The 24,226-nt window shown below is 67.8% G+C and carries 21 protein-coding genes; 4 read left to right on the forward strand and 17 right to left on the reverse strand.

Going from position 1 to position 24,226, the window contains the following annotated elements:
• Window positions 1-2 precede the first annotated feature (2 nt).
• Window positions 3-1,154, forward strand: a complete 1,152-nt coding sequence (locus HBF24_RS16290) for an acyltransferase (RefSeq protein WP_167175391.1) — start codon at window positions 3-5, stop codon at window positions 1,152-1,154.
• 10 nt (window positions 1,155-1,164) lie between these two features.
• On the opposite strand, the gene bioC is transcribed toward HBF24_RS16290, so the two are convergent.
• From bioC to bioB, 4 genes are all read right to left on the reverse strand, one after another.
• Window positions 1,165-2,055, reverse strand: coding sequence for a malonyl-ACP O-methyltransferase BioC (gene bioC / locus HBF24_RS16295; protein ID WP_167175395.1), 891 nt, complete (start codon window positions 2,053-2,055; stop codon window positions 1,165-1,167).
• Window positions 2,052-2,837 (reverse strand): pimeloyl-ACP methyl ester esterase BioH, encoded by a 786-nt coding sequence (gene bioH, locus HBF24_RS16300; protein ID WP_167175398.1) that lies wholly within the window; start codon window positions 2,835-2,837, stop codon window positions 2,052-2,054. The genes bioC and bioH overlap by 4 nt, the downstream gene beginning before the upstream one ends.
• 11 nt (window positions 2,838-2,848) lie before the next feature.
• Window positions 2,849-4,051: an 8-amino-7-oxononanoate synthase gene (bioF, locus tag HBF24_RS16305; RefSeq protein ID WP_167175401.1), complete on the reverse strand. Its 1,203-nt coding sequence runs from the start codon at window positions 4,049-4,051 to the stop codon at window positions 2,849-2,851.
• Between the two features lie 100 nt (window positions 4,052-4,151).
• On the reverse strand, window positions 4,152-5,177 hold the full coding sequence (gene bioB / locus HBF24_RS16310) for a biotin synthase BioB (protein ID WP_167175404.1): 1,026 nt from the start codon (window positions 5,175-5,177) through the stop codon (window positions 4,152-4,154).
• A 199-nt stretch (window positions 5,178-5,376) separates the two neighbouring features.
• Here bioB and HBF24_RS16315 point away from each other — a divergent pair, with 199 nt between their 5' ends.
• The 3 genes from HBF24_RS16315 to HBF24_RS16325 all read left to right on the forward strand — a co-directional run bounded on the left by HBF24_RS16315 (window position 5,377) and on the right by HBF24_RS16325 (window position 8,040).
• Entirely contained in the window at window positions 5,377-5,586 is a 210-nt protein-coding gene (locus HBF24_RS16315; RefSeq protein ID WP_167175407.1) for a hypothetical protein, read from the forward strand.
• A gap of 15 nt (window positions 5,587-5,601) precedes the next feature.
• Window positions 5,602-6,303, forward strand: coding sequence for a ComF family protein (locus HBF24_RS16320; RefSeq protein ID WP_167175410.1), 702 nt, complete (start codon window positions 5,602-5,604; stop codon window positions 6,301-6,303).
• Window positions 6,304-6,390: 87 nt separating this feature from the next.
• Window positions 6,391-8,040, forward strand: a complete 1,650-nt coding sequence (locus tag HBF24_RS16325; RefSeq protein WP_167175413.1) for a PAS domain-containing methyl-accepting chemotaxis protein — start codon at window positions 6,391-6,393, stop codon at window positions 8,038-8,040.
• Here HBF24_RS16325 and ubiA read toward each other — a convergent pair.
• From ubiA to HBF24_RS16390, 13 genes are all read right to left on the reverse strand, one after another.
• Window positions 8,032-8,961 carry a 4-hydroxybenzoate octaprenyltransferase gene (gene ubiA / locus HBF24_RS16330; protein ID WP_343162788.1) on the reverse strand — a complete coding sequence of 310 codons (930 nt, stop codon included), beginning with the start codon at window positions 8,959-8,961 and terminating at the stop codon, window positions 8,032-8,034. The genes HBF24_RS16325 and ubiA overlap by 9 nt on opposite strands.
• Before the next feature lie 102 nt (window positions 8,962-9,063).
• Window positions 9,064-10,647, reverse strand: coding sequence for a threonine ammonia-lyase, biosynthetic (gene ilvA, locus HBF24_RS16335; protein WP_167175419.1), 1,584 nt, complete (start codon window positions 10,645-10,647; stop codon window positions 9,064-9,066).
• Window positions 10,648-10,660: 13 nt separating this feature from the next.
• Window positions 10,661-10,921 carry an acetolactate synthase small subunit gene (gene ilvN, locus HBF24_RS16340; protein ID WP_167175422.1) on the reverse strand — a complete coding sequence of 87 codons (261 nt, stop codon included), beginning with the start codon at window positions 10,919-10,921 and terminating at the stop codon, window positions 10,661-10,663.
• A gap of 10 nt (window positions 10,922-10,931) precedes the next feature.
• Complete coding sequence (ilvB, locus tag HBF24_RS16345; RefSeq protein ID WP_240922648.1) at window positions 10,932-12,758, reverse strand: biosynthetic-type acetolactate synthase large subunit; 1,827 nt, start codon at window positions 12,756-12,758, stop codon at window positions 10,932-10,934.
• A 100-nt stretch (window positions 12,759-12,858) separates the two neighbouring features.
• Window positions 12,859-13,869 carry a ketol-acid reductoisomerase gene (gene ilvC, locus HBF24_RS16350; RefSeq protein WP_167175426.1) on the reverse strand — a complete coding sequence of 337 codons (1,011 nt, stop codon included), beginning with the start codon at window positions 13,867-13,869 and terminating at the stop codon, window positions 12,859-12,861.
• Window positions 13,866-15,542 (reverse strand): dihydroxy-acid dehydratase, encoded by a 1,677-nt coding sequence (gene ilvD / locus HBF24_RS16355; RefSeq protein WP_167175429.1) that lies wholly within the window; start codon window positions 15,540-15,542, stop codon window positions 13,866-13,868. Before ilvD ends, ilvC begins: the two co-directional genes overlap by 4 nt.
• Window positions 15,543-15,573: 31 nt before the next feature.
• Window positions 15,574-16,647, reverse strand: coding sequence for a 3-isopropylmalate dehydrogenase (leuB, locus tag HBF24_RS16360; RefSeq protein WP_167175432.1), 1,074 nt, complete (start codon window positions 16,645-16,647; stop codon window positions 15,574-15,576).
• Window positions 16,648-16,740: 93 nt separating this feature from the next.
• Window positions 16,741-17,325 carry a 3-isopropylmalate dehydratase small subunit gene (leuD, locus tag HBF24_RS16365; protein WP_167175435.1) on the reverse strand — a complete coding sequence of 195 codons (585 nt, stop codon included), beginning with the start codon at window positions 17,323-17,325 and terminating at the stop codon, window positions 16,741-16,743.
• The gene (leuC, locus tag HBF24_RS16370) at window positions 17,322-18,743 is read right to left on the reverse strand and encodes a 3-isopropylmalate dehydratase large subunit (protein ID WP_167175438.1); all 1,422 of its coding nucleotides are present in this window, start codon (window positions 18,741-18,743) and stop codon (window positions 17,322-17,324) included. The genes leuD and leuC overlap by 4 nt, the downstream gene beginning before the upstream one ends.
• 37 nt (window positions 18,744-18,780) lie before the next feature.
• Window positions 18,781-19,755, reverse strand: coding sequence for a branched-chain amino acid transaminase (locus HBF24_RS16375; protein WP_167175441.1), 975 nt, complete (start codon window positions 19,753-19,755; stop codon window positions 18,781-18,783).
• 17 nt (window positions 19,756-19,772) lie between these two features.
• A complete protein-coding gene (locus tag HBF24_RS16380; protein ID WP_167175444.1) occupies window positions 19,773-21,395 on the reverse strand; it encodes a 2-isopropylmalate synthase in 1,623 nt (540 codons plus the stop codon).
• A 549-nt stretch (window positions 21,396-21,944) separates the two neighbouring features.
• Complete coding sequence (thrC, locus tag HBF24_RS16385) at window positions 21,945-23,249, reverse strand: threonine synthase (protein ID WP_167175446.1); 1,305 nt, start codon at window positions 23,247-23,249, stop codon at window positions 21,945-21,947.
• On the reverse strand, window positions 23,246-24,211 hold the full coding sequence (locus tag HBF24_RS16390) for a homoserine kinase (RefSeq protein ID WP_240922644.1): 966 nt from the start codon (window positions 24,209-24,211) through the stop codon (window positions 23,246-23,248). Before HBF24_RS16390 ends, thrC begins: the two co-directional genes overlap by 4 nt.
• Window positions 24,212-24,226 lie beyond the last annotated feature (15 nt).

Genomic DNA, 24,226 nt, shown 5'->3' on the forward strand with positions numbered 1-24,226 from the left:
TGATGAGTCGACGTCCCGGGCTGGATCTGCTGCGTGCCGTGGCCATTGTCTGGGTGATGGTGTTCCACAGTTATCTGGCCGGCTGGACGGGCGGCGGCGTGCTGCGCTGGAGCGGCTGGATGGGCGTGGATCTGTTCTTTGCGCTGTCCGGCTTCCTGATTGGTTCGCAGGTGTTTGCGCCGTTGGCGGCGGGGCGTCAGCTTGATCTGACCGATTTCTACCTGCGCCGCAGTTTCCGCACGCTGCCGGCGTATCTGGTGGTGCTGGCCGTTTATGTGGTTTGGCCGTCGATGCGCGAGGCGCCGACGATGATGCCGTTGTGGCGCTTTCTCACCTACACCATGAATCTGGGTGTGGACCTGAACCGGCCGGCGTTCTCGCATGCCTGGTCGCTGTGCGTGGAAGAGCAGTTCTACCTGTTGTTTCCGGCCCTGGCGCTCATGCTGGCCTGGCGCGCACGGAGCTGGCGCGTGGCGCTGGTGTTCGCCGCGCTGGTACTTGGCGGCATGACCTTGCGCGCCGCGCTGTGGTGGCACTATGTGGCCCCGGTACAGGCGGCCGGCGGCAATGCCGGCGCGCCCTATATGCGCTATCTCTACGATCCCACTTGGGCGCGGCTGGATGATCTGGTCGCCGGTGTGGGTCTGGCGGCGTTGCGCAGCTACCGCAGCCGTGGCTGGGCCTGGCTGGAGCGCCATGCCAATGCCGTGGCGGTGGTTGGCGTGCTGATCACGCTGGCGTGCATGGTGCTGTTTGATGGGCGCCGGATCGATGTCGTACCCAACGTCTTTGGCTATCCCTTGCTGGCCCTGGGCATGGCGGCGCTGGTGGCGGCTGCCGCCGCCGGGCGCGGCGTGCTGGCACAGTTGCGTGTGCCCGGTGCGCAGTGGCTGGCGCTGGTTTCCTACAGCCTGTATCTGAGCCACAAGATGGTCTATGGCCAGCTGCACGGGCGTCTGGCGCCATGGGTGCAAGGCCACGGCGTGTTCACCGTGCTGATGGAGGCGGCAGCGGTGTTGCTGGTGGGCGCGGCCCTGCACTACAGCATAGAGCGACCGTTCCTGCGTTTGCGCGAACACGTGCGTCACCGTCGCGCGCAGCATCTGCACCTTCGCGCCGGTGCGTCGCCGGCCTTGTCCGGCACGCAGGTTTAGGGCGCGCGCCTTACTCGCTGGGGCGACGTCGCGAACCGCGCAGTTGATCGATCGAGAAGCTGGCAATCTCGCCGCCGCCGGCATCGCGCCGGGCCTGGCCAGTGGGCGGGCCCCAGGCGTGCGCATTGATCACTTCCCAGGTGGCGGGAATACGACCGTCCACGCGCATGGTCTCGTAGTTGGCCAGCATCTGCTTGTAGTGCGACTTGCCGGTCAGACCGCGCATGCGCGTGGTGTCGGCATTGGTGGCACCCAGGCCCTTGAGGTCGCGCATCAATCCGGAGGGCTGCTCGTAAGTGAGCGTGTAGCGCTCCACGTCCAGCATCGGATCGCGCAGGCCGGCAGCGAGCATGGCGTCGCCGACATCATGCATGTCCAGGAAGCGGCCCACGTGCGGGCGCTGGTCGCTGTCGGCCCAGGCCGCGCGCAGCTCGCGCAGGGTATCCGGGCCGAAGGTGGTCAGCGCCAGGTAGCCGCCGGGCTTGAGCACGCGCACAAATTCGGCGAACAGGCGCGGCAGGTCGTCGATCCACTGGATGCACAGGTTCGAGTGCAGCACGTCGATGCTGTGGTCGGGCACCGGCAGCTCGCTGGCGCTGGCGGCCACGCGCGAGAACGGTTTGATCCAGCCGGCGTGGCGGCGCGCCTGGCGCAGCATCGGCAGGGCCAGGTCCATGGCCATGATGTGCGCCTTGGGCCAGCGCTTTTTCAAAAGCGCGCTGCCGCGCCCGGTGCCCGCGCCCAGATCCAGCACGCGCTCGGGCGTTTCCAGATAGAAGTCCAGACGGTCGATCAGCGAGGCCTGCACGGCCTGCTGCAACACATCGTGGTCTTCGTAGGTGGCGGCGGCACGGCCGAAGGCTCGGCGTACCTGACGCCGGTCGAGATGGAAGTCGCTCATGCCGTCTCCGGGTCAAACAAGGGGTGCAGGGCTGCGGCCATAGCCTCGGCCTGGCCGAGGAAGGGTGCATGCCCGGTTGAATCGATGCACGTGAACTGGCCACCACAGGCTTCGGCGCTGGCGGCCATGGCCTGCCAGGGGACCAACCGGTCGTGCCGGCCGCCCACCCAGACGCTGGGTACGGTCAGGGCGTCAATCTGGGCGCGCAGGTCGGTCGTTTCAAGCAGCTCAAGGCCTTTGGCCAGAGCGTGCGGTTGCGGGCCGTCGGTGGCGCGGGTCAGTTCGCGTAACAGGCGTAGTTTAGCGCGCGCGTCGCGGTCGCCCATCACCACCAGCCCGCAAAATCGTGCCAGCGCCGCCTCGCGATCATCGTTAAGCGCGTTTGCAAAGTGACTGAAGGTGCCCGCTTTCACGCCGTGGGGCCAATCCTCACGGCGCACAAAGCAGGGCGAGGCGGCCAGCATGCCCAGCGCGGTGACGTGGTTTGGATAGTGGATGGCGCCGTGCAGCGCCAGCTGGCCACCCAGTGACCAGCCGACCCAGGGCGCAGCGGGAGTGGCCTCGACGATGGCCCGGGCCAAGGCGGTCGGCTCCAGCGTCAGCCGGCTATGCGCGGACGCGCCGTGGCCGGGCAGGTCGACCACGTACAGTGTGCACTGCGCGCGCAAGGCATCGATCAGCGGCGCGAATACGCCGCCATGCATGGCCCAGCCATGGATCAGCACCAGCGCTTGCGGGCCGTGGCCGTGCACGGCGATGGCGAGGGGCGACGAGGCGGACATGCGACCGAGGCTCAGTTCGCGCAGGTATCGGACGGGTGAGGTATCCGCGCCAGCGCATCGAGCAGCCGATCGACATCGTCGGGCTGGTGCGCAGCGCTGAGCGTGATGCGCAAGCGTGCCTGCCCGGCGGGCACCGTGGGCGGACGGATCGCGCCAACCAGAAAGCCTGTGTCACGCAGCATCTGACTTGCCTCCAGTACCGCGTGCGAGCTACCCAGGCGCAGCGGCTGGATCGGCGTTGGCGAGTCCATCAGCGGCAGGTCCAGCTGCGCCGCACCGTGGCGGAAGCGTGCGATCAGCGCGGCGAGATGCTCGCGGCGCCAGCTTTCCTGGCGTACCAGCTCGATGGCGGTGCAGGTGGCCGACGCCAGCGCCGGCGGCAGCGCGGTGGTGTAGATGAAGCTGCGCGCAAATTGCACCAGGCCGTCGATCAATGCCGCGGAACCGGCGACAAAGGCGCCGGCAGTGCCCAGTGCCTTGCCCAGCGTGCCCATCAGCACCGGCGCTTGTGCCTGCGAAAGCCCGGCGGCGGCCAGGCTGCCGCCGCCTTCGGGCCCGAGCACGCCCAGACCGTGGGCATCATCGACCATCAAGGTGGCACCCTGGCGCTCGCATAGCGCAGCCAGTTCCGGCAATGGTGCCAGGTCGCCGTCCATGCTGAACACGCCGTCGGTGGCCAGCAGGGCTGGCGCCTCGGGGGCGCTTTCCAACTGGCGCGCCGCAGCGGCCACATCGCCATGCGGGTAGCGCCGCAGCGTGGCGCCGCTGGCGCGCGCACCGTCGATCAGGCTGGCATGGTTGAGTTTGTCCTGCACACAAAGACTCGCCTGACGCGTGCCGGGGCGGTCGAGCAGGGCCTGCATCACGCCCAGGTTGGCCATGATGCCGCTGGAAAACAGCAGCGCGCGCTCGCGCCCGGTCCACTCGGCCAGCATCGCCTCCAGTCGTGCATGCTCGCGGTGGTGGCCGCTGACCAGGTGGGCGGCACCGGCGCCAACGCCCTGCTCGGCGGCGTCGCGCAGGCGGCGAATCAACAACGGGTGGTGCGCCAGTCCCAGATAGTCGTTGCTGGCGAACAGCAGGTATTGGCGACCATCGATCACCGCGCGGCCCGGAGCCGCGCGCTGTACGGCGGCGAGCTGGCGATAAAGTCCTTGCTGGCGACGCTCGGCGGTCGCGTGAGCCAGACCGTCCAGCAGATCGGGGCGGTTCATGCGTGGCGTCCTGCGCGGTCACCCTGTCGGGCGAAAGTCGCCGGCAGGTATTCAGTCCCCCGCATCACGTGCACTTTTCTTCGCCGTGCGTTGAGGCCGCTCAGGCGGCGCTTTCCGCATGGGCCGGGCAGGCCGGTTCGACGATATCGGCATGCACCGTGCCCGGTTCATGCTCGACCCGCATGGGTTTCAGGTCCAGGCGATCGAACAGCGCGCGATCGCGTTCGACGTCCGGGTTGCCGGTGGTCAGCAGCTTTTCGCCATAGAAAATGGAGTTGGCGCCGGCAAAGAAACACAGCGCCTGCATTTCGTCGCTCATCTGCTCGCGACCGGCCGACAGGCGCACCATCGAGGCAGGCATCAGCAGGCGTGCCACGGCGATGGTGCGTACAAATTCGAACGGATCGAGCTTGTCGGTACCATGCAATGGGGTGCCGGCCACCTGCACCAGCTGATTGATCGGCACCGATTCGGGGTGCTCGGCAAGTGTGGCCAGGGTCTGCAACAGACCCACGCGCTGCTCACGGGTTTCGCCCAGGCCGACGATGCCGCCGCAGCAGGTTTTCATGCCGGCGCCGCGCACCGCATCCAGGGTATCCAGGCGGTCCTGATACTGGCGCGTGCCGATGATGGCGTCGTAGTACTCCGGCGCGGTGTCCAGGTTGTGGTTGTAGTAGTCCAGGCCGGCGTCCTTGAGTTGGTTGGCCTGATCCTCGTTGAGCATGCCCAGCGTGGCGCAGGTTTCCAGGCCCAGGCCCTTCACCGCCTCGATGATCTTGGCCACCTTGACCACGTCGCGGTCTTTGGGCGCGCGCCAGGCGGCACCCATGCAGAAGCGGCTGGCGCCGGCGGCCTTGGCGGCGCGGGCGCGTTGCAGCACCGCTTCCACGCTCATCAGTTTCTCGGCCTTGACGCCGGTCTGGTAGCGCTGCGCCTGCGGGCAGTAGGCGCAGTCTTCCGGGCAACCGCCGGTCTTGATCGACAGCAGCGTGGACACCTGCACGGCGTTGGCGTCGTGGTGCTCGGCATGCACCGCATGGGCGCGTGCCAGCAGGTCGTTGAACGGCAGCGCGAACAGCGCGGCCACTTCCTCACGGGTCCAGTCGTGGCGCAGAGTCGGGGCCATGGCGGCAATCCTGTACGGCGGCGGCAAAGAGGCGCGAGTGTGGCCACGGCATGGATAGGCTGTCAACTTTCAGTAGTTGATAACAGTTGACGGCGGGCGGTCGCATGGCTGGCGCCGCTGGCCTACCATCGCGGTGACAGAGCGCCGCTGCCGTGGCGCGCGCTCGCTACCACCATGTCATCCGAGGGGAGTTGCGCATATGAGTTCAGGACAAGGCAGCGCCGGCAACGTCATCGCCGCGCTTTGCAGCTTCTTCATCCCGGGCCTGGGCCAGCTGTTGCAGGGGCGCCTGCTGCTGGCGATCGTGATGTTCGTGCTGGCCGCGGCGCTGTGGATCATCTGGATGGGCTGGATCATCCATCTGTGGTCGATCATCAGCGCGGCCATGTTCAAGCCCAATCGCGCCTAACGCGCCGCCGTGGGCATGGACGCCCTGATTCGGCGCTTCTGGCCGGGCCGGTGCCTGCTGTGCGGTGACTACGGCGCCGATGGCTTGGACCTGTGTTGCGCCTGTTGTGCGGAGTTGCCGTACAACGCGCACGGCTGCGTGCGCTGCGCGGTGCCATTGCCACTGAATGTGGCAATGTGCGGTCGGTGTCAGCGCAGACCGCCGCCATGGCACTCGGCCTGGGTGCCGTTTCGCTATGCCTGGCCGCTGGACCGTCTGGAGACTCGCTTCAAGTTCGGCGCCGATCTGGCGGCCGGTCGCACGCTGGCGCGGTTGATGGCAACGCAGTCGCTGCCATGTCGGCCCGATATGTTGTTGCCGGTGCCCTTGCATCGGGCGCGGCTGCGGCGACGCGGATACAACCAGGCGCTTGAACTGGCCCGCGACCTGGCCCGCGCGCACAGGATGATCCTGCACAGCGATGGTCTGCGGCGCCTGCGGGCCACCACCGCGCAAAGCCAACTGGATGCGATGACGCGCCGACGCAATGTGCGCGGGGCCTTTGTCGTGCGCCCGGGGATGTCGTGGCCGTCGCATGTAGCCCTCGTCGACGATGTGATGACCACCGGCGCCACCCTGGCCGAGTGCGCGCGCGTGCTGCGAAGGGCGGGTGTGGCGCGGGTGGATGTGTGGGCGCTGGCGCGGGCGCCCCTTCCCGGGCATGGCCCTGTTGGTTGATCTGGATCAATCAAGCCGCGAGGGAAGGCGGTCGATACCGATGTTGCCGGCTTAGTGCCGGCCCGTGTCTTCAGGGAAGCCCTTACCATGCGCACGAATCTGCCCGTCACACAGCGCGAGTACACCTATTCGGAAACCGACGCGATCGTCTCCACCACCGACCTGCGCGGCAAGATCAATTACTGCAATTCCACCTTCGTCCAGATCAGTGGCTACACCCGTGAAGAGCTGATCGGCCAGCCGCAGAACATTCTGCGTCATCCGGACATGCCCAGGGAGGCATTCCGCGATCTGTGGGCCACCATCAAGTCCAGGCAGCCGTGGTCGGCGATCGTCAAGAACCGCCGCAAGGACGGCGACCATTACTGGGTCCGCGCCAATGTCACGCCGATCATCGCGGGCGACAACGTGGTCGGCTACATGTCGGTGCGTACCTATCCTTCACGCGAGGACGTGCGCGTTGCCGAGCAGCTGTATGCGCAGATGGTCGAGGATGAGAAGGCGGGCCGTCCGACACGGATCTATCTGCGTGCCGGCCAACCCGTACGTCGCGGCTGGTTGCCACGACTGGTACGTGCGTTCACGAGGCGAGTCGAATGGCGACTCGTCGCCGCGGCGACACTGATCGCCTGCGGTCCGCTGCTGCCCCACGTATTCCACCTGCCAGCGCGACATGAGGAAGTGGCAACGCTGGCATGCATGGTGTTGGGTATCGTGGTAGGCACGCGGCTGCTGCGCAGCCAGATGTCGGCACCCTTGCGGCGTTTCGCCGACAGTGCCAACACCATGGCCGCTTGCGATCTGGCCGATGGCGATGACAAGGCGGCGGCGAAGGGTAGCGCCATGGCGCTGGCGCGCGCGCTGAACCAGCTCAACGTCAATTTGCGCGCCGTGGTGTCGGATGTCCGTGGCGAGGTGTCGGCCGTCAATCAAGCCTCCGCGCAGGTGTCGCGCGGAGCGCAGGATCTGGCCGCGCGCACCGAAACCCAGGCGGCCAGCCTGGAACAAGCTGCCGCGGCGATGGAGGAGTTCACCGGCGCATTGCAGCAATCGCGCGAGCGGGCGCAGGAGGCGAAGCAGCAATCGGGTACCGCCGAGCAGGCCGCGCATGAGGGGAGCGTGGCCATCGGTGAGGTGGATACGGCAATGAAGGCCATCCTGGCCGCCTCGCAGAACATTTCCGAAGTCACCAGCCTGGTCGACGAGCTCGCCTTCCAGAGCAACCTGTTGGCCTTGAACGCGTCGGTGGAGGCCGCGCGCGCCGGTGAGCACGGCCGTGGTTTCGCGGTGGTGGCTGGCGAAGTGCGCAGTCTGGCCCAGCGCAGCGCCGATGCGGCGCGTGACATCCGTCGACTGATCAACACCTCCATGCAGCAGGTCGAGGCCGGCGGTACGGCGGTCGACGGCGCGCGCTCACGCATGCAGGCGATCGTCGATTCGGTGTCGCGTGTGCGCCAGCTGATCGAGGATATTTCCTCGGCCACGGCCGAGCAGGCCAACGGCGTCTCGCAGATCAACGACACCATCAGCCAACTGGACAGTGTGACCCAGCACAACGTGGCGCTGGTGGCCGAATCGACGGCCACCACCCAAACCCTGCGCGACCGGGCCAAGCTGCTGGAGCAGTCGGTGGCGATCTTTCGTCTGGCCCAGGGCGGGTCCGGCACGGGGCAGCCGGTGAGCGCACGCGAGCGACGCACCGACAGCGACGGCGTGAGATGGCTGACGTCAGCGTAGAGCCAGTGCCAGTGCCAGTCCGGCCCACAGCGCCAGTCCGACCCAGTTGTTGTTGCGGAAGGCGCGCAGGCACTGGTCGCGCTGGCGCTCGCGGATCATCCACTGCTGCCAGGCCATCAGCGCGATGGCGACCATCCAGCCGGCCCAGTACGCCGCGCCCAGCCCGGCGCGCTGGCCGGCCAGTGCCATGGCGCCGGCGAAGGTCGCCATCAGCACACCAACGATGGCCTTGTCGGCCTCGCCGAACAGAATGGCGGTCGATTTGGCGCCGGCCTTGATGTCATCAACGCGGTCGACCATGGCGTACTCGGTGTCGTACATCGTCGACCACACCACGTTGGCCAGAAACAGCAGCCACGCCTGCGGCGGCACCGCATTGGCCACCGCCGCCCAGGCCATCGGGATCGACCAGCCAAACGCCGCACCCAGCACCACCTGCGGCAGGTGCGTGTAGCGCTTGCAGAACGGGTAGATGACGGCCAGCGCGGCGCCAGCAAAAGACAGCCCGATGGTCAGCGGGTTGGTCATCAGCACCAGCGCGAACGCCACCACAAGCAGACCAACGAACACAGCCACCGCCTCGCGCGGCGAAATACGCCCGGCGGCGATCGGCCGGCCGGTGGTGCGCTGCACCTGGGCATCGAGCTTGCGATCGGCAAAGTCGTTGATGGCGCAGCCGGCCGCGCGCATCACGAATACACCCAGGGTGAAGATCACAAACGGCTTCCACGGCGGGAAATCGCCCGCCGCCAGCCACATCGCCCACCAGCACGGCCACAACAGCAACAGCGCGCCGACCGGGCGATCCATGCGTGTCAGCACCAGATAGTCGTAGGTTTTTTCGCGCCACTTCGGCGGCAGCGCGCGCAGCAGCGTGCGCAGAATCGCACCGGCGCGTTGCGAGCTGTCTTCGGGGCGGATCCGCGCCGCGGCTTGCGGGGTAGCGGGGCGCGGGGACGGGCGGCGTCGAGGGTGTTGGTGTCGGGCACTCATCGACACAGTTTAGCCGGCGCCGGCCCGACCTCACACCGGCGCGGCACCATCGCGCAGCAGCAGCCGGTAGGCCGGATGCGCAGTTTCGTCGTGATGCGGATAGCCCAGCCCGATGACGAACTGTTCGAAGGCTGCGCGCTCGGCCGGTGGCACCTGGATGCCAACCAGGATGCGGCCGTAATCGGCACCGTGGTTGCGGTAGTGGAACAGGCTGATGTTCCAGTGCGGATGCATGCGCTGGAGAAAGCGCAGCAGTGCACCGGGTCGCTCGGGGAACTCAAAGCGGTACAGGCGCTCGTCGGCGGCCAGCGGCGTGCGCCCGCCGACCATGTGGCGCAGGTGCAGCTTGGCCAGCTCGTCGTCGGTCAGGTCGAGCACGTCGAACTGCCGCGCGCGAAAGGCCTCGGACAGCGCGGCACGCTCATCATCGTTGGCAATGCGCACGCCGACGAAGATGTGCGCCTGGTGGCGGTCGCCAATACGATAGTTGAACTCGGTCAGATGGTGGCCGCCCAGCGCCGTGCAGAAGCGCCGGAAGCTGCCGCGCTGTTCGGGAATGGTGACGGCGAACACCGCCTCGTGACGGGCGCCGACCTCGGCGCGTTCGGCGACGAAGCGCAAGCGGTCGAAATTCATGTTGGCGCCGGAAACCAGCGCCGCCAACGCGCCGTCACCGGGGTGTTCGGCCGCATACTGCTTGAGGCCGGCCAGCGCCAGCGCACCGGACGGCTCCGGTACGCTGCGCGTGGCGGCGTAGACGTCGGCCATGGCCGCGCAGATGGCATCGGTATCCACGCGTAGGATGGCATCGACGTGCCGGCGGGCCAGGGCGAAGGTGAGCTTCCCGACCTGTTTGACCGCGGTGCCATCGGCGAACAGACCCACCTCGCTCAGCTGTACGCGCGTGCCGCGTTCCAGTGACTGCGCCATGGCATCGGCATCAGCCGCTTGTACGCCGATCACGCGCGTGTGCGGGCGCAGCGTCTTGATGACGCTGGCAATACCGGCGATCAAGCCGCCGCCGCCCACGGGAACGAAGATCGCTTCCAGTGCGCCCGGGTGTTGCTCGAGCATTTCCAGGCCGATGCTGGCCTGGCCGGCGATCACGTGCGCGTCATCGAACGGATGCACGAATACCGCGTCATGCTCGGCGCACAGCGCATCGGCATGCGCCTGCGCTTCGCTGAACGATTCACCGTGCAGCACCACACTCACGTGTGCGCCGCCGAAGCGGCGCACTGCGTCCACCTTCACGGCGGGCGCGGTTTCCGGCATCACGATGTGCGCATGCACACCCAGCCGTGCCGCGGCTAAAGCCACGCCCTGGGCATGGTTGCCGGCCGAAGCGGCGACCACGCCGCGTGCACGCTCGGAGACAGACAGTGCTGCCATGCGCGTGTAGGCGCCACGCAGCTTGAATGAAAAGACCGGCTGGGTGTCCTCACGCTTGAGCCAGACCGGCCGGCCGAGCCGGGTGCCGAGGGTGGCGTCGCGCTCCAGCGCGGTGCGACGTGCCACCGCGTACACCGGCGCGCGGCGTGCGCGTTCAGTGATATCGGCGGCCTCGGGGACGGCATGCCTCAAGTCGCCGAGCGCCTGCAGTGCCGCGTTCATACTGACCAGGGCCTCATGCCGCCGTTTCCACGCGCACTCGTGGTGCTGGGTGTTCCAGGCTCAATACGTCGACCAGCTTGCGGATCTGGCTCAGGATCTGCTGCAGCTTTTCCTCATCGCCCTCAACCGTGACATTGAGTCGCGACACGGACGGGTCGTCCGTAGGGGCCACGGTGAGCGTGTCGATGTTGTAGCCGCGCGCGGCGAACAGACCGGCCACGCGCACCAGCGCACCGGCTTCGTTCTGCAACAGGATGGCGAGCGAATGTTTCATGGCAGGTCTCCTAGAACATCGCCGTGATGCTGGCCGCTTCACTTTGCGGGTCCTGGCGGGCGGCGATGTGCGGGCCGGTGATCATCTGCGCGTAGGTGGCGCCGGGGCCGACCATCGGGTAGACGCCGGCGTCGGGGTCGATCACCACTTCCAGGAAGGCCGGCCCGTCATGGGCCAGGAACGCGGCGACGGTGGTTTCGATCTCGGCCGGTGTCTCCAGGCGCTGCGCCCAACCGAAGCCGTCGGCCTCGGCGGCCTTGATGAAGTCCTTGCGATGCAGGCTCTTGTCCGAGGCCATGAAACGGCCCTTGAAGAACAGCTTCTGCCACTGGCGCACCATGCCGTCGCCGCAGTTGTTCATCACCACCACCTTGATTGGCAGCCCGTAGGTGGTGGCCGTTTCCAGCTCGCCGGGGTTCATGCGGATGCTGGCATCGCCATCGATGTCGATCACCAGCGCGTCGCGCCTGGCGCATTGCGCACCGATGGCCGCCGGCAGGCCAAAACCCATGGTGCCCATGGAGCCCGAGGTCAGCCAGTGACGCGGCTCGCGGAAACTCAGGTATTGCGCCGCCCACATCTGGTGCTGGCCAACCCCGGTGGTAATGATGGCGCGCCCGTCAGTGTGGCGGTCGATCGCCTCGAGCACCGCATAAGGCTGGATTTTCTTCGCGCGGCGGTCGTAGTTCATGGCGTAGTCGCGCTTGAGCACGGCCACGTGCTGATGCCACTCGGCCAGCTGCGGACGGATCCCGTGCGCCTTGCCGTAGGCCAGCAGGCGCTCGAGCACCACGCGCAGCGGGCCGATGTGGTGCCAATGAACCGGCTTGACCTTGTTGACCTCGGCCGGGTCGATATCCACCTGTGCGATAAAACGCGCCCCGGCGGCGAACTGCTCCGGGTTGCCGGCCACGCGATCATCGAAGCGCGCACCCAGCGCGAGCAGGAAATCGCAATCGTCGACCGCGTAGTTGGCGTAGGCGGTGCCGTGCATGCCCAGCATGTGCAGGGCCAGCGGCGAGGTGGTGTCAACGCCGCCGATGCCCATCAGCGTGGTGGTGACCGGCAGACCGAACGTCTCGCTGAACTGGCGCAGCAGGTCGCTCGACTCGCTGGCGATGACGCCACCGCCGGCGTAGATCAGCGGCCGCCGTGAGCCCATCAGCGCTTCGAACAGCGCCGCGCAATCGGCATCGGTCAGTTCGGCCGCCTCGATCTCGGCCAGGCGTGCGCGATAACCGGGCAGGGGCAGCTCGCCTTCGCCGGCAAAGGTGACGGCAGCGTTCTGCACATCCTTGGGCACGTCCACCACCACCGGCCCCGGACGCCCCGAGCGGGCCAGACTGAAGGCGGTGCGCAGGGTGGCTTCCAGGCGCTCGGGTTCGGTGACCAGGAACACATGCTTGGCGCAGGCACTCATGATGTTGGTGATCGGTGCCTCCTGGAAGGCATCCGAGCCGATCGCGGCGGTACCCACCTGGCCGCAGATCACCACCATCGGAATGGAGTCGGCCATCGAGTCGCGCACCGGCGTCACCGTGTTGGTGGCGCCCGGGCCGGAGGTGACGATGGCCACGCCGACCTTGCCCGAGGCGCGCGCGTAACCGGCGGCCATGAAACCGGCGCCCTGTTCGTTGGCCGGCACTACCAGCGGCAGCGGCTCGCTGTCGGGCGTGCCGTGGGCGGCGTTGTAGCGGAACACCGCGTCGTACACCGGCAATATCGCCCCGCCCGAATAGCCGAACAGCGTGTCCAGGCCTTCGTCGGCCAGTACCTGCACAATCACGTCGGCCCCGCTCATGGCCTGGCCGGCGCGCGGATGGCTGGCAGCCGCCATGGCCTGTTGCAATGGCACGTTCACGTCGAATGGTTTCCTTAAACTGTCACGCGGCGCCCGCCCGCGAGTTGGCGACGGGCGCCGCGGGTGGAGGTGGCCGTTAGCCGGCCTTCTTCATCGGCTCGGCATCGTCCTTCGGTTGCAGCCAGGTCATGCGCGAACGCAGCTTGGCGCCGACCTTTTCCACCGGGTGCTCGAGATCGGCCTGCTTGAACTTCTTGTAGTTGGGCAGCCCCGCCTTGTATTCGGCGGTCCAGTTCCTGGCGAAGGTGCCGTCCTGGATGTCCTTGAGCACGTCCTTCATGCGCGCCTTGGTGCTGTCGTCGATGACCCGCGGGCCGCTGACGTAGTCGCCGTACTGCGCGGTTTCGGAGATGAACTCGAGCATGCGCGCGATGCCGCCCTCGTAGAACAGGTCGACAATCAGCTTGAGCTCGTGCATCACCTCGTAATAGGCCACCTCCGGCTTGTAACCGGCCTCGGTGAGCACCTCGAAACCTTTTTGCACCAGTTCGGTGGCGCCGCCGCACAGCACCGCCTGCTCGCCGAACAGGTCGGTTTCCGTTTCCTCCTTGAAGTCGGTCTCGATCAGCAGCGCGCGCGCGCCGCCCAGGCCGGCGGCATAGGCCAGTGCCTTGTCCAGGGCATGCCCGGTGGCATCGTGGTGCACCGCATACAGGCATGGCACGCCGTGGCCGCGCTCGAACTCGCGGCGCACCAGCGCGCCCGGGCCTTTCGGTGCGACCAGGATCACGTCCAGGTCGTCACGCGGTTTGATCTCTCCGAAATGCACATTGAAACCGTGCGCGAACAGCAGCGCCGCGCCGGGCTTGGCCTGCTGCTCGATGGACTCGGTGTACAGCGTCGGTTGCACCATGTCTGGCGTCAGCACCGCGATCAGGTCGGCGTCGGCCACCGCCTCGGCCGGGCTCTTGACGACGAAACCGTCGGCCTCGGCCTTGGGCCAGGAGGCGCCACCCGGGCGCAGGCCGACCACGACATCCAGGCCGGAGTCGCGCAGGTTCTTGGCATGCGCGCTGCCCTGGCTGCCATAGCCGAGGACCGCGATGCGGGCATCTTTCAAAGCGTCGGTGGTTGCTGCAGTGCTCATCGGTTTCTCCATTGGTAAGGGGCAGAAGGCTGGGTGATGGCGCCCTCGGACGCCGAGCCGACCAGCTGGGCGTACTTGGCCAGGGCGCCACGCGTGACGCGCGGGCGTGGCGGCTGCCACTGCTGGCGCCGCGTGTCCAGATCGGCGTCGGTGGACAGCGTGCGGGTGGCGCTGTCGATGCGGATGGTGTCGCCGTCGGCGAGCAGGGCGATGGGGCCGCCGCGCGCCGCTTCCGGCGCCACATGGCCAACCATGAAGCCGTGCGTGGCGCCGGAGAAGCGCCCGTCAGTGATCAGCGCCACGTCGTTGCCGAGGCCGCGCCCGACCAGGGCCGCGGTGACACCGAGCATTTCGCGCATGCCCGGGCCGCCGGCCGGGCCTTCGTGGCGGATCACGATCACATCGCCGGCCTGGATATCGCCGTGCTGCACGGCGGCAAAGGCGTCTTCCTCGCAGTCGAACACGCGTGCCGGGCCTTCGAAGTCGGTGCGGCCCTGACCGGCCAGCTTCAGCACACAGCCGTCCGGCGCCAGGTTGCCGTAGAGGATGGAATAGCCGCCGCGCGGCTTGAGCGGGTCCTTGGCGCTGCGAAACACCGGGTGATCGGCGGTAGCGCCGGGGGCGGCATCGATTTCCTCGAAATAGCTGCGCCCGGTCACCGTGGGCACGTCGTGCAGCAGCTTGGCATCACGCAGAATGCGCGAGACTTCGGCCACGCCGCCGGCCTCGAACATTTCCACTGCGCTGTAGCGGCCGGCCGGCATCAGGTCGGCGACCACCGGCGTCTGTTCGGAGGCGGTGTTGAAATCTTCCAGGTCCAGCTTGACCTCGGCCTCGGCGGCAATGGCCAGCAGATGCAGTGCGGCATTGGTCGAGCCGGCGGTGGCGGCGGCCAGACGCGCGGCATTGATGAAGGCCTCGCGGGTCATGATGTCGCGCGGGCGGCGGTTCTCGCGCAGGCACTCCATCACCAACTCGCCGCAGCGGCGGGCCACGCCGGGCTTGTCGGCGTGCGGCGCCGGAATGTCGTTGTAGCCCACCGGCGAGACACCCAGCGCGGTCAGCACCATGGCCATGGTGTTGGCGGTGTACTGGCCGCCGCAGGCGCCGGCGCCGGGGCAGGCCTTGACCTCGACGTCCTTCAGTTCCTCGTCGGAGATCTTGCCGGCACCATGCGCGCCGATGGCCTCGAACACGTTCTGGATGGTGATCGATTTGCCGTTGCGCTTGCCGTGGTCGATGCTGCCGCCGTACAGCGCCACACCGGGAATGTTGAGCCGGCCCAGCGCCATGGCCGCGGCCGGAATGGTCTTGTCGCAGCCGCACAGCACTACCATCGCGTCCAGGCAGTGGCCATTCACGGCCAGCTCGATGGAATCGGTGATCACCTCGCGGCTGGCCAGCGAGTTGCGCATGCCCGAGGTGCCCATGGCAATGCCATCGGTCACCGCAATGGTGTTGAATTCCACCGGCGTGCCGCCGGCGGCGCGAATGCCTTCGGCCACTTCGTCGGCCAGGTCGCGCAGGTTGATGTTGCAGGGGCTGACGTTGGACCAGGTGTGCACCACCGCCACCAGTGGCTTGGCGATGGCGTCATCGTCCATGCCGGTGGCGCGCAACATGGCGCGCGCCGCCGCGCGGTCGGGTCCTTTCTTGATGGTGTCGCTTCGCATCGGAGTCAAAAGTCCTTGTGGTGGGCCGCTTTCAGGCCACGTGACGGGCGGCGCCCTGGGCGCCGAGCGCGGCCTTCACCGCGGCGGTGATTTCGGCGGTACCGGCCTGGCCGCTGAGGTCACGCGGGTAGGGGCCGTGTTCGAGCACCTGGTCGATGGCCGTTTCGATGGCGGCCGCTTCGTCTTCCAGTCCCAGCGAATGACGCAGCAGCAGCGCGGCGCTGGCGATGGTGCCCAGCGGGTTGGCCACGCCCTGGCCGGCGATGTCCGGGGCCGAGCCGTGGATGGGCTCGTACAGGCCGCGCGTGCCCTGGCCCAGCGAGGCCGAGGGCAGCAGCCCCAGCGAGCCGGCCAGCGCCGCCGCCTCGTCGGTGAGGATGTCGCCGAACAGGTTCTCGGTGACGATGACGTCGTAACGCGACGGCTGCGTCAGCATCAGCATGGCCATGGAATCGACCAGCTGGTGTTCCAGCGTCACGTCCGGGTACTCGGCGGCCACACGCGTGGCGGCGCGGCGCCACAGGCGCGAGGTTTCCAGCACGTTGGCCTTGTCCACCGAGGTCAGGTGCTTACCGCGCTCGCGGGCCATGGCAAAGGCCTTGTGCAGCACGCGCTCGATTTCGGCCACGGTGTACTTGCACTCGTCGGTGGCAGCGTCATCGGTGCGCGTCTTGGCGCCGAAATAGGCGCCGCCGGTCAGCTCGCGCACCACCACGAAATCGACGTCCTTCAGGCGCTCGTTCTTCAGCGGTGAAAAGGCCGCCAGCTTCGGATGCACGCGCAAGGGGCGCAGGTTGGCGTAGACGCCCAGCGCCGCGCGCAGGCCCAGCAGGCCCTGCTCCGGGCGCACCGGCGCGTTGGGATCGGACCACTTCGGCCCGCCAACGGCGCCCAGCAGCACCGCGTCGGCCGCTTCGCAGGCCTGGCGCGTGGCCTCGGGCAGCGGCTGTCCGGTGGCATCAATGGCGGCGCCGCCGATCAGTTGCTCGGTGTAGTCGAACCGGTGACCAAAGCGCTCGGCCACGGCGTCGAGAATCTCCACGGCAGCGGCAGCGACCTCGGGGCCGACGCCATCACCGGGAAGAATGACCAGATTGGCTTGCATGCTGATTCCTGGAGTTTAAGAGCGGAGAAGTGAGTGCAGAGAAGTGAGGAGTGAGAGAGCGTGGCGGCCGCTTGTGGCTGGCACCGGCCGCCTTCACGCCGCCTGCGCCGTGCGTTGCTCGTAGCTGTCGATGGCCTCGGCGTGTTGCAGCAGGTAGCCCATCTGGTCGACGCCGTTGAGCAGGCAGTGCCGGGCAAAGCCGTCCAGCTCGAACGAGAAGCGTCCACCGTCCGGCAGCTCGATGCTGCCGGCGGCAATGTCGATGTTCAGCTCGATGCCCGGATGGTCGAGCAGGTAGCGGTGCTCAGCCTCGCTTACCACCACGGCCAGCAGGCCATTCTTCAGCGCGTTGTTGCGGAAGATGTCGGCAATCTCGCTGCACAGCACGGCGTCGATGCCGTAGTCGAGCAAGGCCCACGGCGCGTGCTCGCGCGAGGAGCCGCAGGCGAAATTGCGGCCGGCCACCAGAATGCGGCAGCCGCGAGCCTCGGGACGGTTGAGCTCGAACTCCGGGTTGTCGCTGCCGTCGGCCTGATAGCGCCAGTCCTCGAAGCAGTGTTTGCCCAGGCCGGCGCGTTCGGTGGTGGTCAAAAAACGTGCCGGGATGATGCGGTCGGTGTCGATGTTCTCGTACGGCAGCACGGCCGTATGCGAGCGGATGGTGGTGATCGGCTTCATGCGGCGGCCTCCTCGGTGCGGGCGTACTCGCGCGGGTCGGTGACCTGGCCGGTGATGGCCGAGGCCGCGGCGGTGGCGGGACTGGCCAGCACGGTGCGCGCGCCCTTGCCCTGGCGGCCTTCGAAGTTGCGGTTGGAGGTGGACACCACCAGCTGCCCGGGTTGGGCCAGGTCGCCGTTCATGGCGATGCACATCGAACAGCCGGGCACGCGCCATTCGGCGCCGGCGGCCAGGAACACTTCGTGCAGGTGCTCGGCCTCGGCGTCGCGGCGTACCGCTTCAGAGCCGGGCACCACCAGCATGCGCACGCCTTCGGCGACTTTTCGTCCGCGCAGGATGGCGGCGGCATCGCGAAGGTCGGACAGGCGCGAATTGGTGCAGCTGCCAATGAACACCACATCGACCGGTGTGCCGGCCATGGTCTGTCCGGCGCTGACGCCCATGTAGTTGAGCGCGCGTTGCTCCTGGCCGTTGGCTGCCGCCGGAATCGGCGTATGCATGGCCGAGGCCATGCCCGGATGGGTGCCGAAGGTGACGGTCGGCGTGATCGCGCTGGCGTCGATGCGCACTTCGCGATCGTAGCTTGCGCCCTCATCGCTGGCCAGGGCTTTCCAGTGCGCCACGGCACGTTCCCAGGCCTCGCCCTGTGGTGCGCTGGGGCGACCTTTCAGCCAGGCGAAGGTGGTTTCGTCCGGCGCGATCATGCCGGCGCGTGCGCCGGCCTCGATGGCCATGTTGCACACCGTCATGCGCGCTTCCATCGACAGCGCTTCGATGGCCGGGCCGCGGAATTCCAGCACGTGACCGGTACCGCCGCCAATGCCGATCTGGCTGATGATGTGCAGCACCAGATCCTTGGCCGACACGCCCGGTTGCAGCGCGCCGTCGACGTGAATGGCGAAGGTTTTCGGCTTGCGTTGCAGCAGGCATTGCGTGGCCAGCACGTGGCCGACTTCGGTGGTGCCGATGCCGAATGCCAGCGCACCGAAGGCGCCATGGGTGGCGGTGTGGCTGTCGCCGCAGACGATAGTCATGCCTGGCTGCGTGGCGCCCATTTCGGGGCCGATCACGTGCACGATGCCGCGCTGGTCGCTGTCCCAGCCGTGCAGGTGGATGCCGAACTCGGCGCAGTTGGCCTCCAGCTTGTTCACCTGTGCCTCGGCCTGCGCGGTGGCGTAGGGGCGCTTGCCCGAGGCATCGGCCGGCAGCGTCGGCGTGGAGTGATCCAGCGTGGCCAGCACGCGATCAGGGCGGCGCACGGGCAGGCTGCGGCTGCGCAGCTCATCGAAGGCCTGCGGCGAGGTCACCTCGTGCACCAGGTGCAGGTCGATGTAGAGGATGGCCGGCGTCTCGGCCGTTTCGGGGGCTACCTGGTGGGCATCCCAGACTTTCTCGAACAGGGTACGGGGAGCGGTCATGCGCGGGCTCCGGCAACAGTGGAAGAAATGGCGGGGTTCATGCGGTGGCCTCGACCAGCGACGCGCGAGCTTCAGCGGCTGAGGCGGCGCCGGTGTCACCGACCGGCGACAGCCAGCCCCAGGCATCGTGGGTGCGGCCGTCGAACAGGCCGAAGAAGGCTTCCTGCAGCGCGCGCGTGATCGGCCCGACACCACCCTTGCCGACGGTCATGCGGTCGACCGAGCGCACCGGCGTGATCTCGGCGGCGGTGCCACACATGAATACTTCCTCGGCGTAGTACAGCGCCTCGCGCGGCAGTTCGCGCTCCTCCACGCGCAGCCCCAGGCTGCGGGCCAGAGTGATCACGCTGTCGCGGGTGATGCCGACCAGCACGCCGGCGCTGGTCGGCGGTGTGACCAGGGTGCCGTTGAGCACCAGGAAGATGTTCTCGCCGGCGCCTTCGGAAAGCATGCCGTCGCAGCCCAGCGCGATGCCCTCGGCATAACCGCCGCGTCGCGCTTCCATCGCGATCAGCTGGCTGTTGAGATAGTTGCCGCCGGCCTTGGCCCAGCTGGGAAAGGTGTTGGGCGCGGCGCGGTTCCAGCTGCTGACACAGACATCGGCGCCCTGCTCGCGGGCATCGCCGTGATAGCTGCCCCAGGGCAGCGCCAGGATCGCCACCTCCACCGCGCTCTCATCCTTGGGCAGCACACCCAGTCCACCGGCGCCGCGGAACACCAGCGGCCGCACATAGGCCGAGGGCAGGCCGCTGGCGAGGACCACTTCGCGACAGGCGGTGTCGATTTCGGCCTCGTCGTAGCCGACGTCGATGCCGTAGACGCGCGCCGAGGCAAACAGGCGGCGGGTGTGATCGGCCAGGCGGAAGAACTGCGGGCCGTCCGGCGTGGCGTAGACGCGCTCGCCCTCGAACACCGACGAGCCGTAATGCAGGGCGTGCGTGCTGACGTGCACGGTGGCTTCGTGCCAGGGCTTCAGGGTGCCGTTGTGCCAGATCATGGTGGAATCGCTCATGGGGTCCTCGCGTGCCGTCAGGCGTGAGCCGCGGCGGGTTTGGCCGGGTTGGATGGGGCGGGTGTGGAGGTCGGGGCGTCGCCCTGGTGGCGTGCGATGCGGTTGGCGACCTGCAGGGCGGCCAGCGCGGCGGCCTCGACGATGTCGGTGGAAAAGCCCTGACCGCGCCAGCGGCGGCCGGCATGTTCCACGTCCACCGTGGCCTGGCCCTGGGCGTCGCCGCCTTCGCTGACCGCGCGGATGTTGAAGTCAGTCAATGCCAGTGCTTCGCCGGTGGCTCGCTCGACGGCGCGTAGCACCGCGTCGACCGGGCCATCGCCGATGGCCGCCTCGCTGACCTCGTGGCCATCTTCGTGGGTCAGCTTGACCGAGGCCGAAGCGCTGCCGCCCAGGTGCGAGGCGGCGTGCAGATGGGTAATGTGCCAGGGGCCGGCGGCGTCCGGGTCGCGGCCCAGCGCCAGTGCTTCCAGGTCGGCGTCGAAGATCTCGCGCTTCTTGTCGGCCAGCGCCTTGAAGCGTGCGAAGATGCCATCCATCGCCGCCTCGTCCGGGGTCTGGCCCAGCTCGGCCAGGCGCTGGCGCAGCGCGGCGCGGCCTGAATGCTTGCCCAGCACCAGCTTGGTCTGGGTGAGGCCGACATCGGCCGGCTGCATGATTTCGTAGGTTCCGCGATGGCGCAGCATGCCGTGCTGATGAATGCCCGATTCGTGCGCGAAGGCGTTGGCGCCGACAATGGCCTTGTTGCGCGGCACGCTCTGGCCGGTCAGCTGGCTCAGCAGGCGCGAGGCCGGATACAGCTTGCGCGTATCGATGCGGGTGTCGGTGCCGTACAGCGCCGGGCGCACCTTCAGCGCCATCACCACTTCCTCCAGCGAGGCGTTGCCGGCGCGCTCGCCGATGCCGTTGATGGTGCACTCGATCTGCCGTGCGCCGGCGCCGATGGCGGCCAGGCTGTTGGCTACCGCCAGGCCCAGGTCGTCGTGGCAGTGCGCAGAAAAAATGGCGCGTTCGGCGCCGCGAACATGCTCGCGCAGATAGGTGAACATCTGGCGGATTTCGTCGGGTGTCACGTAGCCGACGGTGTCTGGCGCGTTCAGTGTGGTGGCGCCAGCGTCCAGTGCCACGCCGAATACTTCGGCCAGGAATTCCGGCTCGGTGCGCAGCGCATCCTCGGCGGAAAACTCGACGTCGTCGCACAGTTGGCGGGCACGTTCCACACAGCGGGCGGTGGCTTCCAGCACCTGGCTCTTGTCCATGCGCAACTTGTGTTCGCGGTGCAGCGGGCTGGTCGAAATGAACACGTGGATGCGACCGGAAGCGGCCGGCTCGATGGCCCGCGCGGTGGTTTCGATATCGCCGATCTGGCAGCGTGCCAGGCCGCAGATGGTGCTGTTGCGTACCTCGCGGGCAATCGCCTGCACAGCGGAAAAATCATCCGGCGAGGCCTGCGGGAAACCCGCTTCCATCACATCCACACCCAGCTCGCCGAGCACGTGCGCCAGGCGAAGTTTCTGCGCGCGATTCATGGAAAAGCCCGGCGCCTGTTCGCCATCACGAAGCGTGGTGTCGAAAATGCGTACATGGTCGTCGGTCGCATCGGCGACCGGCGTGCTGGCTGGGCTGGATGGGGATGTCGGCATGACTGGCTCCGCTTGGGTGTCGGTGCGGGGCCACAAAAAAACCCCGCCTCCGTTGCCGGGTGCGGGGTTTTGGTGTGGTCCTTGGTGTTGCCTTTGGACGCGTACCGCTAACCCGCACCTCCGCTGGTAATGAGGAGTACAAGGACGAGTACGAGCACGAGGGCGCCAAGCTTGGCACCGCGAAGCGACAGCAGCGAAGCGACCGACTTGGATCGGCGCTGGAAGGTCTGGCGGTGGCTGCTGTGCTGCAACATGCTTTCGACCCTACGCCTGCCTTTACGGAGTGTCAACGCTTCTTTGACGTGGACGTATGGACGTCCATATATCCGCTGTGCATATGTGTCTTCCAAGCGAATTTCCGCGCTGGATAGGAAGTGGCGGTCTAGGGCATATGGCCTGTATTGGAAAGGCTTTCAGGTATCGTGGCCTGTCTCAGTCTCACGCGAAATACGACAGGCGCTTGCACCCTTGCGGTGCATGAATCGAAGCGACGCCGGCCACGGGCACCGCTTTGTTATGCCATATGGGCACCGTTTTTCGGCGCCTCACTCAGTGCCAATCGCGAAGCCAGCGCGCCAGCACCGCCGTTTCGGCGCGCATCGGCTCGGCGTGCGCGGGGCGCGCCAGCAGCGCGTCCAGGCTGGCAGGCACCGGCACCGGTTGCCCGCTGAATTGGCCAACGATGCGCTCGAACTTGGCCGGATGCGCCGTGGCTGCCAGCGCCCAGTCGCGTGTGTCGCCCGCGGCGCTCAGGTCCTGCCAGGCGGCAATGGCGCAAGCGGTGTGCGGACACACTTGTCGACCGTAACGCTGGGCAACAAGGCTGATGGTTTGGCGGATGCGTGCGTCATCAATGCGGCTGGCCGAGAGCGTGGCGCGTAGCGCGGCGTCATCGGGCATCAGCCAGCGCAGGCGCTCCATGTTGCTGGGCGCGCCCACGTCCATGGCGTTGGCCAATGTGGCGACGCTGGTGCGTGGCGCGTAGTCGGCGCCAGCCAGAAATTCAACGATGACGTCATTGGCGTTGCAGGCCAGGTGCACGCGATCGATCGGCAGCCCCATGGCGCGCACCAGCAGCGCGGCCAACGCGTTGCCCAGGTTGCCGGTGGGCACGACGAAACTCAAGGGGTGGCCGTGTGCGCGTTGCCAGGCCAACGCGTGATGCGCGTAATAGCTCATCTGCGGCAGCAGTCGGCCCAGGCTGATGGAGTTGGCCGAGCTCATCGGCACGTGTGCCTGCAGCTGGGTGTCGCCCAGTGCGGCTTTCACCATGTGTTGGCAGTCGTCAAAGCTGCCAGCCACCCGTAGCGCACGGACGTTGTCGCCAAAGCAACCCAGCTGATGCGCCTGGCGCGGTGACACGCGACCGTCCGGATACAGCACCGCCACACGCAGACGCGGCACCTGGTGGAAGGCGGCCGCCACTGCTGCGCCGGTGTCGCCGGAGGTGGCCACAAGAATCGTCAGCGGCGTGTCGGCATCGGCGCGCAGGCGTTTCAGGCACGCGGCCAGAAAGCGCGCACCCACGTCCTTGAAGGCGGCGGTGGGGCCGTGGAACAGCTCCATCAGCTGCGTACCGCTGTCGCCCAGCGGCCGCAGCGGGACCGGGAAATCCAGCGCCTCGGCGCAGATGGCGTGAAGATCCGGCGCCAGCGCATCGCCCTCGAAGAAGGGTTGGAGCAGGGTCGCCGCCGTGTCGGCCAAAGTTCCTTGAGCGAATTCCTCCCTGTGCAGTGACGGCAGCGCCGCGGGCACGTAGAGGCCGCCATCGGGTGCCAGCCCGGCGGCGATGGCTTGGCTCAAGCTCGCCGCCGGCGCCTGGCCGCGGGTGCTGACATAAGAAGCTGCGCTCATGCGGCGGTATCCAAAACACGGGCACGGGCGGCAGGGCCGGCCACGGGCGAGACAAAGCTGTCGGCATCGAGACCGGCGTCGGCGAAGGCCTGGGTCATGTCGGCGACCGCCGAGGCTGCGCCGTCGCGGCTTTCAAACCAGCCGAACACGCTGGGCCCACCGCCGGAGATACTGGCGCCGAGCGCACCGTGGTCCAGTGCCGCCTGCTTGACCCTGGCAAAGCCGGGGATCAGGACCTGACGGCGCGGCTCCACCAGCACGTCGGCCAGGCCGGCACGCACCAGCGAGGCATCGCCACGAAAACAGCCGGCCAGCACCAGCGACAGATTGGCGCTCTGGGCGACAAAGGCCGACAGCGGATAGTCACCGGCCAGCGCGGCGCGCGCGGCGCGTGTTTCCACGGCCAAGTGCGGATGCACCACGGCGCAGTGCCAGTGTGCCGGCACCGGAATCGACAGCAGCCGGTCGGCCGTGGTCAGAGCCAGCCCGCCCAACAGCATCGGGCCGACGTTGTCGCCGTGGCGCCCGCCGCTGGCCACCGCTTCGCCATCCAGCGCAAACGGGTACAGCGCATGCACATCCAGTGGCGCGTCCAGCAGGGCATTGGCGGCGACCAGTGCGGCCACGCACGAGGCGGCCGAGCCACCCATGCCCGAACCCAGCGCGATGCCCTTGTGCAGGCTAAGTTCGAAGCCGTGCGCCAACCCCAGCGCGCGGCGCAATGCCAGCAAGGCCATGCCGGCGGTGTTGCGCTCGGCTTGCATGGGCAGGCTTTGCACGCAGCCATCGATGGCGGCGATGCGCACCGTGGGTTCGCGAATCAGCCGCACGCGGGCGATGTCCTGCGCGCCTTCGAAGGTGTGCCCCAGGATGTCGAAGCCAATGCCCACGTTGCCGACGCTGGCCGGGGCGCTGGCCTCGGCGACGCGGTGATCCAGAGTGTCGGGTGAAGCAGGGCGCATGGCGGGGCTCGTGGC

The organism is Oleiagrimonas sp. C23AA (assembly GCF_011759385.1).
Classification (GTDB): Bacteria; Pseudomonadota; Gammaproteobacteria; order Xanthomonadales; family Rhodanobacteraceae; genus Oleiagrimonas.